This is a genomic window from Roseofilum reptotaenium CS-1145, assembly GCF_028330985.1.
GTDB lineage: Bacteria > Cyanobacteriota > Cyanobacteriia > Cyanobacteriales > Desertifilaceae > Roseofilum > Roseofilum reptotaenium.
This window is the reverse complement of record NZ_JAQMUE010000075.1, coordinates 15612-30459: the sequence shown is the minus strand read 5'-3', so window position 1 is coordinate 30459 and position 14848 is coordinate 15612. Positions and strand designations below refer to the sequence as shown.

General features: G+C 46.6%; 17 protein-coding genes and 1 pseudogene. 10 read left to right on the top strand and 8 right to left on the bottom strand.

Annotated features, from left to right (window positions below; genetic code table 11):
• The 4 genes from PN466_RS13540 to PN466_RS13525 all read left to right on the top strand — a co-directional run bounded on the left by PN466_RS13540 (nucleotide 1) and on the right by PN466_RS13525 (nucleotide 3605).
• Nucleotides 1–687, top strand: a complete 687-nt coding sequence (locus PN466_RS13540; RefSeq protein ID WP_271940171.1) for a hypothetical protein — start codon at nucleotides 1–3, stop codon at nucleotides 685–687.
• Between the two features lie 368 nt (nucleotides 688–1055).
• On the top strand, nucleotides 1056–1520 hold the full coding sequence (locus PN466_RS13535; RefSeq protein ID WP_271940320.1) for an LptA/OstA family protein: 465 nt from the start codon (nucleotides 1056–1058) through the stop codon (nucleotides 1518–1520).
• A 147-nt stretch (nucleotides 1521–1667) separates the two neighbouring features.
• Complete coding sequence (gene lptB, locus PN466_RS13530) at nucleotides 1668–2396, top strand: LPS export ABC transporter ATP-binding protein (protein ID WP_271940170.1); 729 nt, start codon at nucleotides 1668–1670, stop codon at nucleotides 2394–2396.
• A gap of 27 nt (nucleotides 2397–2423) precedes the next feature.
• Nucleotides 2424–3605 carry an LptF/LptG family permease gene (locus tag PN466_RS13525; protein WP_271940169.1) on the top strand — a complete coding sequence of 394 codons (1182 nt, stop codon included), beginning with the start codon at nucleotides 2424–2426 and terminating at the stop codon, nucleotides 3603–3605.
• Between the two features lie 106 nt (nucleotides 3606–3711).
• Here PN466_RS13525 and PN466_RS13520 read toward each other — a convergent pair whose 3' ends face one another.
• Both PN466_RS13520 and tftA read right to left on the bottom strand, forming a co-directional pair.
• Nucleotides 3712–4059, bottom strand: coding sequence for a hypothetical protein (locus PN466_RS13520; RefSeq protein ID WP_271940168.1), 348 nt, complete (start codon nucleotides 4057–4059; stop codon nucleotides 3712–3714).
• 273 nt (nucleotides 4060–4332) lie between these two features.
• Nucleotides 4333–5706 carry a hormogonium tapered terminus morphoprotein TftA gene (gene tftA / locus PN466_RS13515; RefSeq protein ID WP_271940167.1) on the bottom strand — a complete coding sequence of 458 codons (1374 nt, stop codon included), beginning with the start codon at nucleotides 5704–5706 and terminating at the stop codon, nucleotides 4333–4335.
• A gap of 59 nt (nucleotides 5707–5765) precedes the next feature.
• Between tftA and dnaG the strand changes: the two genes are divergently transcribed.
• Complete coding sequence (gene dnaG, locus PN466_RS13510; RefSeq protein WP_271940166.1) at nucleotides 5766–7691, top strand: DNA primase; 1926 nt, start codon at nucleotides 5766–5768, stop codon at nucleotides 7689–7691.
• Nucleotides 7692–7722: 31 nt separating this feature from the next.
• Here the strand turns inward: dnaG and thiS are convergent, their stop codons facing one another.
• From thiS to PN466_RS13495, 3 genes are all read right to left on the bottom strand, one after another.
• Nucleotides 7723–7932, bottom strand: a complete 210-nt coding sequence (gene thiS, locus PN466_RS13505; RefSeq protein ID WP_271940165.1) for a sulfur carrier protein ThiS — start codon at nucleotides 7930–7932, stop codon at nucleotides 7723–7725.
• A 9-nt stretch (nucleotides 7933–7941) separates the two neighbouring features.
• On the bottom strand, nucleotides 7942–9027 hold the full coding sequence (locus PN466_RS13500; RefSeq protein WP_271940319.1) for a thiamine phosphate synthase: 1086 nt from the start codon (nucleotides 9025–9027) through the stop codon (nucleotides 7942–7944).
• Between the two features lie 206 nt (nucleotides 9028–9233).
• The gene (locus PN466_RS13495) at nucleotides 9234–9641 is read right to left on the bottom strand and encodes a hypothetical protein (RefSeq protein WP_271940164.1); all 408 of its coding nucleotides are present in this window, start codon (nucleotides 9639–9641) and stop codon (nucleotides 9234–9236) included.
• Nucleotides 9642–9792: 151 nt separating this feature from the next.
• On the opposite strand from PN466_RS13495, the pseudogene PN466_RS26340 reads away from it, so the two are divergent.
• From PN466_RS26340 to PN466_RS13470, 5 genes and pseudogenes are all read left to right on the top strand, one after another.
• Nucleotides 9793–9909, top strand: a pseudogene (locus PN466_RS26340) (type II toxin-antitoxin system PemK/MazF family toxin); the annotation flags it as partial.
• A 142-nt stretch (nucleotides 9910–10051) separates the two neighbouring features.
• Nucleotides 10052–10240, top strand: coding sequence for a hypothetical protein (locus PN466_RS13485; RefSeq protein ID WP_271940162.1), 189 nt, complete (start codon nucleotides 10052–10054; stop codon nucleotides 10238–10240).
• 459 nt (nucleotides 10241–10699) lie between these two features.
• Entirely contained in the window at nucleotides 10700–11164 is a 465-nt protein-coding gene (locus PN466_RS13480; RefSeq protein WP_271940161.1) for a hypothetical protein, read from the top strand.
• A 2-nt stretch (nucleotides 11165–11166) separates the two neighbouring features.
• A complete protein-coding gene (locus tag PN466_RS13475; protein ID WP_271940160.1) occupies nucleotides 11167–11514 on the top strand; it encodes a type II toxin-antitoxin system PemK/MazF family toxin in 348 nt (115 codons plus the stop codon).
• Nucleotides 11515–11575: 61 nt separating this feature from the next.
• Entirely contained in the window at nucleotides 11576–12007 is a 432-nt protein-coding gene (locus tag PN466_RS13470; protein WP_271940159.1) for a DUF29 family protein, read from the top strand.
• Nucleotides 12008–12131: 124 nt separating this feature from the next.
• Here the strand turns inward: PN466_RS13470 and yghU are convergent, their stop codons facing one another.
• The 3 genes from yghU to PN466_RS13455 all read right to left on the bottom strand — a co-directional run bounded on the left by yghU (nucleotide 12132) and on the right by PN466_RS13455 (nucleotide 14709).
• Entirely contained in the window at nucleotides 12132–13010 is an 879-nt protein-coding gene (gene yghU, locus PN466_RS13465; protein WP_271940158.1) for a glutathione-dependent disulfide-bond oxidoreductase, read from the bottom strand.
• A gap of 134 nt (nucleotides 13011–13144) precedes the next feature.
• Nucleotides 13145–13885, bottom strand: coding sequence for a carbon dioxide-concentrating mechanism protein CcmK (locus tag PN466_RS13460; protein ID WP_271940157.1), 741 nt, complete (start codon nucleotides 13883–13885; stop codon nucleotides 13145–13147).
• Between the two features lie 80 nt (nucleotides 13886–13965).
• Nucleotides 13966–14709, bottom strand: coding sequence for a carbon dioxide concentrating mechanism protein (locus tag PN466_RS13455; protein ID WP_271940156.1), 744 nt, complete (start codon nucleotides 14707–14709; stop codon nucleotides 13966–13968).
• Nucleotides 14710–14848: the final 139 nt, after the last annotated feature.

Genomic DNA, 14848 nt, shown 5'->3' with positions numbered 1-14848 from the left:
GTGGCTATATCAACAGTATTGCATTCTTTCTTGTCAGCAGAAAATCGCTCCACAGCCGTAGATGCTCGTATAGCTTTGGGCAATCCAGACCCGGATGATCGAGCGGCGATCGCTTCTATTATGAACCGTTGGGATGATTCTAAAGCTGTAGCGAACCTTTTGTTTCACCCGGAGCTACTGGCTACAGAGGATCAGGTCAAATCCTTAATCCGAGGTCTCGAACAGGATGAAGACGCTTACTTAAGACTGGCGGCGATCGTTGGCGTGCAAGACATCAACGTCCAAAACCTAGAGTCAGCAGATCGCACTAAGCTGAAAACACTGCTGATCTCTGAAATCCAAGAGGGCAGCCAAGTGCTTGCAGCTCGTGCGAGCGTCTCAGTTTTGGAACTTTTGCAACCTGAAGATGTGGAACAGTTACTCGATCAATTGAACAAACCGGATGACTTACTGCGCCATAATGCCCTTGTCGCTTTAGTCAAAGTCTTTGGAGTTCAACAGGCACTTGACCTTATTTACCAAGCCGCCTGCTCGGGTGCAATTGATGACTCAAGTAGAACATATAGTGAAAGATGCTTTGCCGAACTCAGTGAGCTGTGCGAGGGAGGCTTGCCGATTTCGCAAGCTTTACTGATGAGCAGCTTAGGCGCTCCGTCTTTGGCCTATATTCCTGACTATTTGGATTGAGTGAGTCCGTAGTAGGCTGTTTCATCTAACAGAACTGAGACAAAAATCAGCGCTGATATCTGGTTCAAAGCTTACAGAACAAGGCTTTCACATCGATCGAGTACCCATCGAGTCAGGGCAAGGATTACAGGTGATTTTAGATGAAGTGTTTGTTCAAGTCCCGTTAATAGCTTGTCCAGTACAACTGAGTAAAATACTCAGTTCAAATGGGGATAGCCCAAAAGTTCGAGTCAAGGTTTTCAGCGTAACTGAGTTTTGCACCCTCTCCCTATTGATGTGAACCCCCGAAACTCCACACTCCCTTTCCGGTTACAGTATCCTAGGTAAAGAAAAAGAGAAACCAACCCAGCCAAGAGAACATAGTGCTTATGAAAACCTTGCGATCGCCCCATTGGGGTCACTTAGTGGGCACATTAGCCCTAATGATCCCCATTGCTCTAGGAATCACTCGCCTACCGGCTGCCTATTCCCAAAATAGCCAAAATCGGGCTATCACTTTGCGAGCAGACATCCAAGAAGCCAATGCTAGAACCGGTGTCCTTACCGCCAGGGGTAATGTACAAGTCCTCTATCCAGCCCGCAATATTCAAGCGACAGCCGCCCAAGCTCAATATTTTAGCCGCGAACGGCGGATTGTCCTGAGTGGTAACGTCTATGTTCTCCAAGAAGGCAATAGCATCAGAGGAGAAACGGTTACTTATCTAATTGATGAAGGTCGTTTTGTCGCCCTACCCCAGAGCCAAGGGCAACAAGTCGAAGCAATTTATATTGTTCCGGAATCCACCGATAACGCAGGTAATCCGGCTCCCCTACCCCCAACTCCCGATTTGTAGCACTATGCGCTAGAGAATAGGGAATAGGTTATGGGTTCTATTATGAGTTAGGAGTACACAAAGCTTCTGTACAGATACTTTAACCCGATCTGGTATAGTTAATCGGTCAGTGCTGGCAATTCAAAACAAGTTTTATGGGCAAATATTGTGAAGTTGGTATTGGATAACGTTCATAAATCCTATGGACAACGAATGGTGGTTAATCGCGTCTATCTCTCTGTAGCACAAGGAGAAGTTGTGGGATTACTTGGGCCCAATGGAGCTGGAAAAACCACCACCTTTTATATGGGAACCGGCTTAGAAAAACCCAGTCAAGGTAAAATTTGGCTCGGCGATCGCGATATTACCGCCCTCTCTATTTCCGAACGCGCTAAACTCGGTATTGGCTATTTGCCTCAAGAGGCGAGTATTTTTCGCTATCTCACCGTGCGTGAGAATATCTTACTGGTTTTGGAACAAACCCAAGTCCCGCGCCGGGAATGGCACTGGCGCACGGAAAAACTGCTCGAAGAGTTTCGTCTACAAACCGTTGCCCAGACTAAAGGGATTAAGGTTTCAGGAGGAGAGCGCCGACGCACCGAATTAGCTAGAGTTCTAGCGGCGGGTAAAGATGGGCCTAAATTTCTCTTTTTAGATGAACCCTTCGCTGGTGTCGATCCGATCGCCGTCTCCGAAATTCAAACCCTCGTCGCCAAGCTGCGCGATCGCCATCTGGGAATTGTGATCACCGATCACAACGTCCGCGAAACCCTCGCCATTACGGATCGAGCCTACATCATGCGCGATGGGGAAATCCTTGCCTCTGGTAATGCGGAAGAACTCTATGAAGATCCCAGAGTGCGACAATATTATTTAGGTGATAATTTCCAACGGTAACCTCATCCTTAACTCCTAACCGCCTATATGACTTCAAGCGTTTCTCAGGAAGACATCAAACTCCAACGCCCCAAATTTTCCCTCGTTTCCGTTATGGATCGGTATCTGATCCAGGAACTGATTTCCCCGTTTCTCTTTGGACTCGGAGCCTTTACTTCCGTAGGAGTGGCGATCGGTACTGTCTTCGATCTCGTCCGCCAAGTGAGTGAAGCCGGACTCCCCGTGGCGATCGCCCTCAAAGTCTTTTTTCTCCAACTGCCCTACTTCATCTCCTTCGCCATCCCGACTGCCCTCCTTCTCGGATGCATCATCGCCTACAGTCGCCTCTCCAGCGACAGCGAGCTGATCGCCTTGCGCAGTTGTGGGGTAAGCCTCTACCGTCTCCTTCTTCCCACCCTCATCTTTAGTATCTTTCTCACGGGTATTACCTTCACCTTCAATGAACTCGTTGTTCCTGCTGCCAAACGAGAAGCCACCCTCACCCTAGAGCGAGCGCTCAAACAAGAAACGCCTCTACAAGAGGCGATGAACATCTTTTATCCCGAATACCAGCGCAAAGAACTCGCTGATGGGAAAAGAGTACGTGTTTTAACCCGCCTATTCTATGCCGAATTTTTCGACGGCAAAGAAATGAAAGGACTGACTATCCTCGATCGATCCCAATCCCAATTTAAACAAATCATCATCTCCGAAGCCGCCTCCTGGAACCAAGATGAAAGTACCTGGGACTTCTTCAACGGCACGATCTACGTCGTCGATCAATCCGGCTCCTTCAAAAATATCGTCAAATTCGATCGCCAACAACTCAAACTTCCCCGCGCTCCCCTCGATCTCGCTTCCATTGGGACAAACTATGAAGAAATGAACATTGCCCAATCCCTCAACTACCTAGAAATTGTTAAAACGAGTGGCGATCAAAAGCAAATTCGCAAACTGCAAATCCGCATTCAACAGCGTTTCGCCATTCCTTTTGCCTGTATTGCCTTTGGCTTAATGGGAGCTGCCCTAGGGACTCGTCCCCAACGCACAGCCGGACGAGCCACCGGTTTTGGCATAAGCGTTTTAATTATCTTTAGCTACTATCTCCTGATGTCTGTGGGTGATGCTCTCGGCTTAAGCGGAGCGATGCCTACCGTCATAGCTGGATGGTTACCCACCCTATCCGCCTTCAGTGTAGGGGTTCTACTCCTCTGGCGAGTTGTCCGCTAGGGGAACGAAAGATGTAGGGATCAAAGACGTGGAGACGTGGAGATGCAAAGACACAGAAACCCTGGGAAATAACCTATTCCCTATTCCCTAGCGCGAAGCACTAGAGTTAAGCCACAGAAGATTGATTAGATTCTACTTCTGCTGCTTCTAAACTGACTGCTTTAGTTTTCTGTCCTTGATAGCGGTAGGAATAATAACCATGGAAAGCAGCATTGATCATTTCTCTTTGATCTGAAAGAGATAATTCAGCCGATTGTACCGAAAACCGCTTAAACCAATCTAAGAGCGATCTTTCATCTTCGGTTATGTGACCATCATCATGTAAGCAAGCCATATACAGCAATGTTGTATCTGGACTGAGCAAACTGTCGATCATCATGTGATAGGGCGCTTTAGATGCTTTAAATTTACACCCAAGAATTTCTAGTTTTTTTTTGTCTTCAATACTTAACATGTTTATACCTCTATTGAGTTATGTTGCACCTGGATTGAGCAATCTTACAGATTGTTAATTTTTGTGTTATTTTAGCAATTTAACTTTGTGAAAATTGTGTTATTCACTACTATTTAATCCAATACTTAATCCAAGTGTTACGATCCCTTGAATGATTCAATTATCGTGATTCATTGCGGTATCTCCGTATTTGTTTATGTATTCTTAATCTTCCTGAAATATTTGTGAAAACCCCCTAGGATTCTACGTAATTAATTTATTTTTGTCTGTGATTTAAATCAAACCAGCGGATTCATACAACCGACGCAAAATGGCTAGGATTCTCTGTCCATATTGGGGATCAGCCGACCAACGGCCACTGAGTTGACCAATCAAAGGAGCAATACCACGGGTAACAAATCGAAATCGGGGAGCCACTAATTCTTGGACTAAAGGTTCCGTACTCGCGTAGGCTTTGAGTTGTTGAATTTGTGCCCTTACACCGATCCGAGCGCTAGGAAAGGATGCACCCGCAGCATTCCCCCCCACATCCCCTAAACCAGCAAAATTATTCTGATTGGGTTGAATTTCTCCGCCAAATCTTAAGAACCCAGTTTCTAAACACATTTGGGCAAAGGCAATATCATAATTGACTCCTTCAATGCTTCCTTCCTCTCGATAGAGACGAGGCAGATCGGGAAATTGTTGGAGTCCTTTTTCATCATTAGCCTTGAGGAACATCATCAGTTGAACTTCAGTGGTTTTACCGTGGCCCATAATCCGGTCTAGCTCACCCGGACAGAGCTTCAAAATCGATCGCAAAACGACAGTCCGAGTTGCGTTTTCCCAGCTTACAGAAATGTTATAGTCTCGTAGCTCGATCGCCTTAATATAAACAATGTTGCGATAATTAATCCGGCGTACATCGGGGTCCTGGCTTAAATCAATGCCTAATTGGTCAACTAGATCAATGGGAATATAGGAGTTTCCGTTAATAATCATGCCTTCTTCCCCGTAAATTTGACCATTGATATTAATGTTGATGGGGGGATAGGTTGGGGATGACGGAGTGGGTGAAGGACTGGGCGCAGGACTCGGAGAAGGATTAACCCCACGGTTCCAAGCCGATAGGCCATCGGCGATTCCCAAGGCCATATCCCGGCGACGATTTTGCAGGAGAGCGCGGTCTTCTGGGTTGGTAATTAACCCAACTTCCATGAACAGTGAGGGAATATAAATATTACGAATAAAAGCGAGTCTACCTAAACCACTATTACTATCGGGTTTCGCGCCTCTGGTGGGGAGTTGGGGAACGCGACGCAACAGAGCTAAGAGCATTAATTCGGCATGGGCCCGGCGTTCTTCGTTATTGGCGATGTAAAAGACGCTGGCTCCACGAACGGAAGGATTATAAAAGGCGTTAGCATGGATTTCGAGAGCAATATCTCCAGAGCGAGCGCGACTATTGATCCAAGTAATGGTTTGCGCCTCGCTGAGGTCATCGGGAACGCTGAGAACTTCGAGATTGCGCGATCGCAATTCGGCCACGACTAAATCTCGCAGTTGGATCATCTCCCGCGCTTCCGTGGTTCCTCCGGCGATCGCCCCTGGATCGCGCATTCCGTTTTCAAATCCTCCATGACCCGCAGATAGAAAGATTCTTCCCATAATCCTTTACGTTCTCTATTGCCACTAAACTGTGAATATTATCGTTGGTTTTGCCAGCCATGAGTACCCCAAGACTCCATCCAGATACGATCGAAGAGATTAAACAACGAGTTGATATTGTTGAGGTGATCTCGGAACGGGTGGTTCTGAAGAAGAAAGGACGGGAGTTTGTGGGGTTATGTCCATTCCATGAGGAAAAAAGTCCTAGTTTTACCGTCAGTCCCACGAAGCAGATGTTTTATTGCTTTGGCTGTGGAACGGGGGGAAATGCGATTAGTTTTCTGAAACAGTTGGATAATAGCTCGTTTTCGGAGGTGGTGCTGGATCTGGCGCGGCGCTATGAAGTGCCGATCCGCACGTTGGATGTTGAGGAACGGGAAGAGTTTCAACGCCAGTTATCACTTCAGGAACAATTGTATGAGGTGGTGGCGATCGCCGCTAGTTTTTTCCAACATGCCCTCCATCAACCGGAAGCACAGGAGGCAATGTCCTATCTGAAGGAGCAGCGAGGCTTATCTGAGGAGACGATCCAGGGGTTTGGGTTGGGATATGCACCGGCTGGATGGCAGACCTTATATCGCTATTTGGTGGAGGTTAAGGGCTATTCGGTGAAGGTTGTGGAGCAAGCGGGGTTGGCGATCGAGCGTAAGTCAGGAGCGAGTTATTATGACCGCTTTCGCGATCGCCTGATGATTCCCATTAGCGATGTTCAGGGACGGGTGGTGGGGTTTGGGGGGCGATCGCTCGGCGAAGCACAACCCAAGTATCTCAACTCTCCAGAAACGCCCATTTTTGATAAGGGCAATCTATTATTTGGCTTAGATCGGGCCAAAAAAGCCATTTCTAAGCAGGATCGGGCGATCGTAGTTGAGGGTTATTTTGATGCGATCGCCCTCCATGCCACCGGTATTTCCGAAGTGGTCGCCTCTCTGGGAACGGCCTTAAGTGCTTCTCAAGTAAAGAAACTGGTGCGCTATACACCCTCTAAATCGATTCTCCTTAATTTTGATGCCGACCAAGCTGGAACCACCGCGACAGAGCGGGCGATTTCTGAAATTTCCGATTTGGTTTATCAAGGCCAAATTCAACTGAGAATCCTGAATCTTCCCCAAGGCAAGGATGCCGATGAATTCCTGAAATCAGCCGGGAGTCCAGAACCCTATTTAGACTTAGTCCAACAAGCTCCTTTATGGCTCGATTGGAAAATTGAACAAGCCTTAAAGGGAAAAGACCTCAAAGCGGCCGATCGCTTTCAACAGGTTGCTCAAGAATGGGTGAAACTCCTGAGTAAAATTGAAGATCCAACCACGCGCACCTACTACATTAATCTCTGTGCCGAATATCTTAGTCAAGGAAATAGCGATCGCCTCAAGTTCATTGCCGAAGACTTAGTCAAACAGATACAACGCCTGCGGCGCACCCCCAAAACCAAGACCCCTCCCAAAATTCCCAAAATTGAGGTCAAGATTACCCCAGAAGACCGCTTGCTGTTTGAGACAGAGAGCCTGATTTTACGCATTTATCTTCATGCACCCGAGGCAAGAGAGTATTTTTTGCAGATTATGGGCGATCGCAATCTCCTCTTCCAATGTGCCCCCCATCGGTTTCTCTGGTCGCAAATTGAAAGTTTACGGGAAAGCCTACCTGTAGATTCTTCGGATTTAGTCTCTAAACTGCAAGATGGAGTCGGGCAATTTCCCAATTATAGTACTCAATTTCATCCCTTACTTTATTTGCAAGAAAAGCATATTCGTGATATTCAAAAACCCATTTTATCGATTAACAAAGCCGCCTTAACTTTAGAGCAAATTTTGTGTAGTAAGCGCAGAAGTTACGCTGCCGAGCGCCTGGCTAAGATCGATCCTAAACTCGATCAGCGAGGTTATGAATATTTTACGGAGCAGTTAGTTTATAATAAGCAACGAGAAAAAGAATGCGAGCGCCTACGGGGTGCCACAGTTACTGAATTGGTTGGCAGGAGTTGAGGAAGTAAGGGGACTCCATCCCCCTATCTTCCTATCCTCCACCCACAATGGTAACGATTTCCAGGCGATCGCCCTCTTTCATCTCAGTGGTATCCCAAAACTGGCGATGGAGAATTTCGCCGTTATATTCCACAGCTACCAAGCGCGGATTTAAGTCTATGGACTCTAAGAACTGGGGTAAACTCATGCCTGTAGTACAAGCTTGGGATTCCCCATTGACCTGTAAGGTTACGTCTGTCATATTCAACCTCTACCCCCTCACTGCTTGAGGCTTTTGAATTGCTTTCATCGTTTCCATCCGAATCAATTGGGAGAGGAAATATTGGGTCACCAGTGTGGGTTGTTCTGCTTCCATGATCGCTCGCACGACAGCAATGCGATTTGCGCCCGACTCTAGCACCTCATTAAAATTATTCACATCGATGCCACCGATCGCAAACCAAGGAATGGGACAATGTTGGGCTGCATAGCGCACATACTCATGGCCAGCAGCCGCCTTATTCGGCTTCGTGGGAGTCGCAAACACCGGCCCCACACCGACATAATCTGCTCCTTCGGCGATCGCCCGTTTCATCTCTTCCGGGTTCGTCGTCGAACGGCCGATAATTTTCTGGGGCCCCAAAATTTCCCGCGCTACAGCAATGGGGAGATCCTGTTGTCCCAAATGAACCCCATCCGCATCGACCGCCAACGCCAAATCTACGCGGTCATTAATCAAGAACAGAGCGCCATAGCGATCGCATAATTGCCGCAACTTCTGAGCCAAAACCAGACGCTCCCCATCCTCTGTATTCTTATCCCGATATTGAATCAGTTTCAGCCCGCCTTGCAAAGCCGCTTCGGCCACCTCCAACAACTCCGGCATTGGAGAAGTCACCAAATACAATTGCGCCTCTAAAAGCTGCTGATGGCGACTATAGGCCATTAATTGGCTCTCCAGAGTATACACTCGGTAGCGCATTTGCTTACACACTCGGCCCATTTGCCGATCTTCGAGCTTGCCATACTCCTCTAGAACCCGCAGTGCCTCCTCAACCCGGCATAAATTGGCCTGGAGCAACTGATGAATCGTTCCTCGATACTCCTCCCGTTCGTGGGTTAACTGGGTTCCCGGATCGTCTGGTGTATTCCGAGCTGCCCGAATTTCTGCTGTATGCCATTGGGCCAACTCCTGGCGCAACCGCTTACACTCCTGGGTCAGATCTGGGTTATTCAACCCAAACCGACACCATTCCTCAATAATCCGCAATCCTTCCCTGGCGCGGTCTAGATTGGCATCTAAAATGCGATAGATAACAGATTTTTCCATAACTTGACCGTTGTATAGCTCCGCCATTACCCCGTTTTGATGATTCACCATTAGGATATCCTGCCATATAGCGCGAAGCGCTGGTAATAGGTAATCTCAAGTCTGGATAATCAATGCCTTTTTATTGTAGCTGATTATACTGACTTGAGATTAACCCCCAGAAGAGTATTTTGATCAAAATGTTCAACCTTGGCTTCAGCAAAAATAATGGGCGATCGCTGGTTTTACCCCAACTAGGGAATCAGCTCGCATTCAAACATCCGATTAGCAATTTGTGGAGCAACACGATTAATAAATTCTTCGCGCACTTGTGGATTGTTCCGCAGCATTTCTATTGCTTTCTTTTGCAATGCAGCTTCCGGGCCTGTAGCCTGACTCGGATCGGTAGACTTTATTTGTGATAAATCTTCGCAAGAGGAATTTACGAATTTTTGGGTAACTAGATTTGTCGCAACGTCCATTAGCATTTCTTGAGAGGGTTGAGGCTGGGATAATGACGCACAACCATAGAGCAGAGCAAAGGTAGATACCCCACTAAAGATGAGCAAAGATAAATGCTGTTTCAATTGGAGTTTCATGGCGATCGCCTCTATACATATATGGAAAACACTATCGTAAAGCACTGTAAAGGCAGATGCCAACGAGGGCGCGATCTTGCTCTGTCTGGAAACCCACCTCAATGTCATTACAAGAGCACCTGAGCATCGTAGCTTATAACTCAGAAATTCAACAACAACTTACAGCTATCGATCGCGAATTTAATGGAGTTGAATGGGATGGTTTGGCTCAAAGATGACCATTCATAGAGGGGAAATTTATTTGGTTAATCTCAACCCAGTACAAGGGAAAGAACAAGCCGGAAAGAGACCTGTTTTAGTGCTTTCTGTAGACAATATTAACCAACTCCCTTGAGTGGGAACTATAATTGTAGGGACAAAGGGAGAACATAATGCGACCCATCGCTAGTGCGATCGCAAACTTAGTCTATTTAACAAGCCAATAATATTATGCGATGATTTCATTAGGCAATATCATCTTGACTCAATAAACTATGGCTAGTATTACCCTAGAAGTTGATGCGGAGATAAAAGCAGCATTTGAACGGGCGAATCCCGATATTCAAAAACAATTAAGCGATCTCGTTCAATTATTCTTGCGCGAGCAGTTATACAGCAAGAGCTTAACTGAGGTGATGGCGGAGATTTCTGACAAAGCGCAACAGAGAGGCTTAACGTCATAAATTTTGCAAGAGATTTTAGCGGGTGACAATGACGAATAGATTGGCGATCGATACTAATATTGTCATTAGTGCTTTATAGAAATTCTTACTCCCGATCAATTTATCAATCGGTTTTGAGCTAACTTAAGCCACTTCAGAATAGCTTAATCAAGAGCGATCGCATCCATGCAGAAGGTTTTGCTACAATAAATCGAGCCCACAGCAATATTCTGAAAGAGCTTGCAGCTATCGATCTCGAAATTTAATGGACTTGAATGGGATAGTTTAGCTCAAAGATAACCATTCATCCTGTGCTAGAGTAGCCAAAAATGCAACAGAACAAGCGTTATGGAAGCCTTAACCGATCGCAGCTCTAGAAACGGGAATGAACAGGGATGAGTTTCCAGAACTGTGTCCCTTTGCGATCACCGAAACCTTGGATAGCGAGTATTGGCCAGAGAATGAGGTATAGAATGGAGGATGAAGTTATGGAAGGCGATCACGGATGGAGAGGCGATCGAAGCGATCGCCTCTCATTTTCAATGTATAATAAAGCAAGAGCAATTCATTAATTCTCAAATGACAGAACAAAGCATTCAATTAAACATTCCCTTTGATTCCTTAGTGAATGCGATTACCGCCCTGGAAATTGAAGAAAAAGTTAAACTTTTCAATCTTCTAGAAACCGAAATATCTCAGTTAGAAGAAGACCAATTAGAAGATGATCCAACAGTTCTTCAGGAAATCGAAGGAGCTAGAATGGCTTACCGAACGGGAGACTATCAAACCCTGGGTCAATATCAGATGCAAAATGACAGTAAGTTTTCCGATCAAGCGATGATTCAACAGCAACTGGAGATCATGGCATATGACCCGGAAATTCAACAAGAGCTTGCCGCTATCGATCGCGAATTTAATGGAGTTGAATGGGATGGTTTAGCTTAAAGATGACCATTCATAGAGGGGAAATTTATTTGGTTAATCTCAACCCAGTACAAGGGAAGGAACAAGCGGGAAAGAGACCTGTTTTAGTCCTTTCTGTAGACGATATTAACCAACTCCCTTTAGTGGTAACTGTAATTGTGGGGACAAAGGGAGAAAATATTACTCGTAACTTCCCAACCAATGTTAGAGTATCTCCAGAAGAGAGTGGACTTCCGTTAGAAACTGTTTTTCTGTGTTTTCAAATCCGTTCTCTCGATCGCGATCGCTTTCCAGAACAACCGACAGGTCGTTTATCCTCTGCAAAAATGCTGGAAGTTGAAGAGACGGTTCGCTACTGTCTGGGTTTATAAGTTTACCCTTCGATCGCCAAACCTGTGCTAGAGTAGCGCACAATACAACAACACAAGCGTTATGGAAGCCTTAACCGATAATGCTCCGCATCGCTGGCGCGATCGCTCTCTTCTACCCGATCTCTACGATCGCGACTATTACCTGTGGTTGGAAACGACATCACAGTTGTTGCGCGATCGCCAACTCGATCGCATCGATTTGGAGCATCTCGCAGAAGAACTGGAAGATATGGGTAAAAGTGAGAAAGGGGCGATCTCCGATGGAGAGGCGATCTCCGATGGAGAGGCGATCACCAAGGAGCAGGGTAAGGAGATTTGGAGTCAGCCTGACTCGGTTCCACCTTGGGAGTATCGGAAAAAGTTGGTAAAACGGCCACTTCGGTTAAACAGAGAAAGAGCCATTGGAATTACGGTTATTCGGACGGAGTTTGAACTTCATTCTGAGGTATTTCAGCAAGTTCAACAAATCTTCCTTGAATTTCTCGTTCTTTGACAGCTTGAGTATAAGCATTACCTACGAATGCAATAACAATAGGGACTAGTAAAACACTTGTTGTTGTGCTAATTCTCTCCCATAATGGTTTTTGTGGATTATTATTTGTCATCTTTGTCCCTTATTATAAGGATGTTTTGTGGACAGGCGAAGCACTAGGCCTTCCAAAATCACTTGCCGAGTGTCGCTCGTGGAGTTGCTCCTCCTCTGGCCCCCATGTCCGGTTAACCCTGCGTCCCCGTTGCACGGCTGGCCGGGAGGCAATTTCCTCGGCCCACCTCATCAGATGGGTATAAGACTGTACCTCTAGGAACTCACCTGCATTGTAAAGCTTGCCCAAGGTCAACGACCCATACCAGGGCCAGATGGCAATATCAGCAATGGTATAATCCTCACCGCAAATATACGGCTTATCTGCTAATTGCCGGTTGAGGACATCAAGCTGACGCTTCGTCTCCATCGCAAAACGGTCAATGCAGTATTTAATTTTCGTCGGTGCATAACTATAAAAATGCCCAAACCCACCGCCAACATAGGGCGCTGAACCCATCTGCCAAAAGAGCCAGGATAGGCATTCTATGCGTGCAGCCGCCTCAGTAGGTAGGAACGCGGCCAATTTTTCCGCCAGATAGAGCAGGATAGAGCCAGATTCAAAGATCCGAGTTTCCGGGGTAGTGCTGCGGTCAACCAGAGCCGGAATCTTAGAATTGGGATTAATGGCCACAAAACCACTGCCAAACTGATCTCCGTCCTGAATTTTGATCGGATAAGCATCGTACTCGGCTTCAGAAATACCCAGGGCCAACAATTCTTCGAGCAGAATAGTTACTTTTTGACCATTGGGCGTGGCCAGGGAATAGAGTTGCAGGGGATGACTGCCTACCGGTAACTCTTTCTCATGGGTAGGCCCGGCAATGGGACGATTGATTTTTGACCAAGTTCCGCCACTGTCGGTATCCGGTTGCCAGACTTTGGGAGGGGTATAAGATGATGGTGTGTCCATAAGTCAATTAACAATTATAGTGAATGGGATTAACAATGAGATATTGTTGTAGGGGCGGGTTATACCCAAATCTTGTAGACTGACAACTATTGCAAGTAAACCCGCCCTCCCCCACCATATCTGTACTGTCGTTCTTACTTTTCTTCAATTTTAAGCGGCACTTTTTCCAGCTCTGGTAACTTGACCAATTCTTCTTCCATTTCCTCTTGCTCGATGCTCACCGGTAACATCAACGGTTCTGATTCTTCTTGGATCAAAGCACTGGCAACGGGGAGAATTTGCTCTAAGTCGTCTTGAGGTCGAGGAATAATGTAAATGGCATGAAGTTCTCCAATCCGTTGAGCTTCATAGACTCCAGATTCAATAGCCATGGCTACATCAGCCACTGAACCCCGGATAATTGCGGTACAAAGTCCAGAGCCAATGGTCTCAAAAGACATCAGTTCCACATTCGCTGATTTGAGCATGGCATCGGCCGCACCCACCATGGGAGGAAAGCCAACGGTTTCCAGTAATCCTACGGCTTGACGGCTATACCGGTTTTCTCGGTTATGAGCCGTCACTTCCATAAACTGGGGATTAATGGGAAAAATGACTTCCAGATTGGGTAAAGGTCTGGGAATGACGCTACTGGTGACCAGTTGATCGGGGCCAAATTCCTTGGCTCTTTCCGCACCATATTCTACGGCTAATCGAATATCTGCGATTCTTCCCCTGGCGATCGCCGTACAATATCCATTACCAATCTTTTCAATGCCCACCAAAACCACTTCTGCCGCCTTAATCATGGCATCGGCAACCGCAATTACAGCCGGAAAGCTCCGGGTTGACACCAAACCTAATGCACTTCCATTGAGAGTATCGAATCTACTCATGCTCTTGACTTGAGAGGGATATCCATCATCTGCACTCCTCTACTATTAGTATAGAGGCCCAATGGTGGAACTCCATCGATTTATTTACCATTATCCTCAGAAACTGGAGAATCTTGTATATTTCCATCCAATTGTTGACGATGGGGAAACAAGGTCGCCATTAACCGTTGCAGATGCTGCTGCCCATAAACCGGGGAATTGACCGATCCCGAAGTCGAGTCTTCTGTCGAGGAATCGGGTGATGGTTGGTCTGAGTTAGGAGTATCCAGGTTACCGTTCGTACGAGTTGTGGGTGGATTAGCAATTAAATTACGGGCGATCGCCGAATGAATCGAAGCTTGAGTTGCCGAAGGATTAGATTGAGGCACTTCACCTGTAATTTTAGACTCTTGAGCTTGAGGTTTAACCTCTGGTTCAGGTTCAACTTCAACTTCAGGTTCAGCCTCGACTGGCTCCTCCATCTGCCGATTCTCCGTTTCCGAACGTCCCTGGTCTCCCAATAACGAACCTGGAGGAACCACCTGCTCTGAGTCCACTGAGCAATTAAACACGGTTGAAACCGGGCCTATACAAGCTCTAGCGCCAATGGTTCCCGAACCCACCACTAAGACTCCTGCGCCTAAGATCGCTCCTTCCTCAACCCTTAAGGTTCCCCCATCAGCATGGAGAACCACCCCCATACCAATACAAGCACCTGCGGCGATCGCAATCCGACTTTCAGGATTGGCAATCAGGGCCACACCAGGAGCTACCACCGCGCTAGGGTCAATGCTCACCTCCCCATCAATACAAGACTTTTGGTTATGAAGAGGTTGCCAAGGCATAACCGCCATAATACTATTGAACCTCATCGTTGCAGCACATTTTTAGATCGAACCTCAGTCCGAAATCCATTCCTTGGAGGAGAAAAACCTCCCCCATTTTTCCGTCTGCTGATTCTCTTCAGTACATTAGACCTCTTGC

Coding starts and splice junctions, on each gene's coding strand:
- yghU (WP_271940158.1), bottom strand. CDS start 13,010: ATGGACACACCATCATCTTATACCCCTCCCAAAGTCTGGCAACCGGAT.
- PN466_RS13525 (WP_271940169.1), top strand. CDS start 2,424: ATGACTTCAAGCGTTTCTCAGGAAGACATCAAACTCCAACGCCCCAAA.
- PN466_RS13535 (WP_271940320.1), top strand. CDS start 1,056: ATGAAAACCTTGCGATCGCCCCATTGGGGTCACTTAGTGGGCACATTA.
- PN466_RS13480 (WP_271940161.1), top strand. CDS start 10,700: ATGAAGTTATGGAAGGCGATCACGGATGGAGAGGCGATCGAAGCGATC.
- PN466_RS13470 (WP_271940159.1), top strand. CDS start 11,576: ATGGAAGCCTTAACCGATAATGCTCCGCATCGCTGGCGCGATCGCTCT.
- PN466_RS13475 (WP_271940160.1), top strand. CDS start 11,167: ATGACCATTCATAGAGGGGAAATTTATTTGGTTAATCTCAACCCAGTA.
- PN466_RS13460 (WP_271940157.1), bottom strand. CDS start 13,885: ATGAGTAGATTCGATACTCTCAATGGAAGTGCATTAGGTTTGGTGTCA.
- thiS (WP_271940165.1), bottom strand. CDS start 7,932: ATGACAGACGTAACCTTACAGGTCAATGGGGAATCCCAAGCTTGTACT.
- PN466_RS13485 (WP_271940162.1), top strand. CDS start 10,052: ATGGCTAGTATTACCCTAGAAGTTGATGCGGAGATAAAAGCAGCATTT.
- tftA (WP_271940167.1), bottom strand. CDS start 5,706: ATGGGAAGAATCTTTCTATCTGCGGGTCATGGAGGATTTGAAAACGGA.
- PN466_RS13500 (WP_271940319.1), bottom strand. CDS start 9,027: ATGGCGGAGCTATACAACGGTCAAGTTATGGAAAAATCTGTTATCTAT.
- dnaG (WP_271940166.1), top strand. CDS start 5,766: ATGAGTACCCCAAGACTCCATCCAGATACGATCGAAGAGATTAAACAA.
- PN466_RS13455 (WP_271940156.1), bottom strand. CDS start 14,709: ATGCCTTGGCAACCTCTTCATAACCAAAAGTCTTGTATTGATGGGGAG.
- PN466_RS13520 (WP_271940168.1), bottom strand. CDS start 4,059: ATGTTAAGTATTGAAGACAAAAAAAAACTAGAAATTCTTGGGTGTAAA.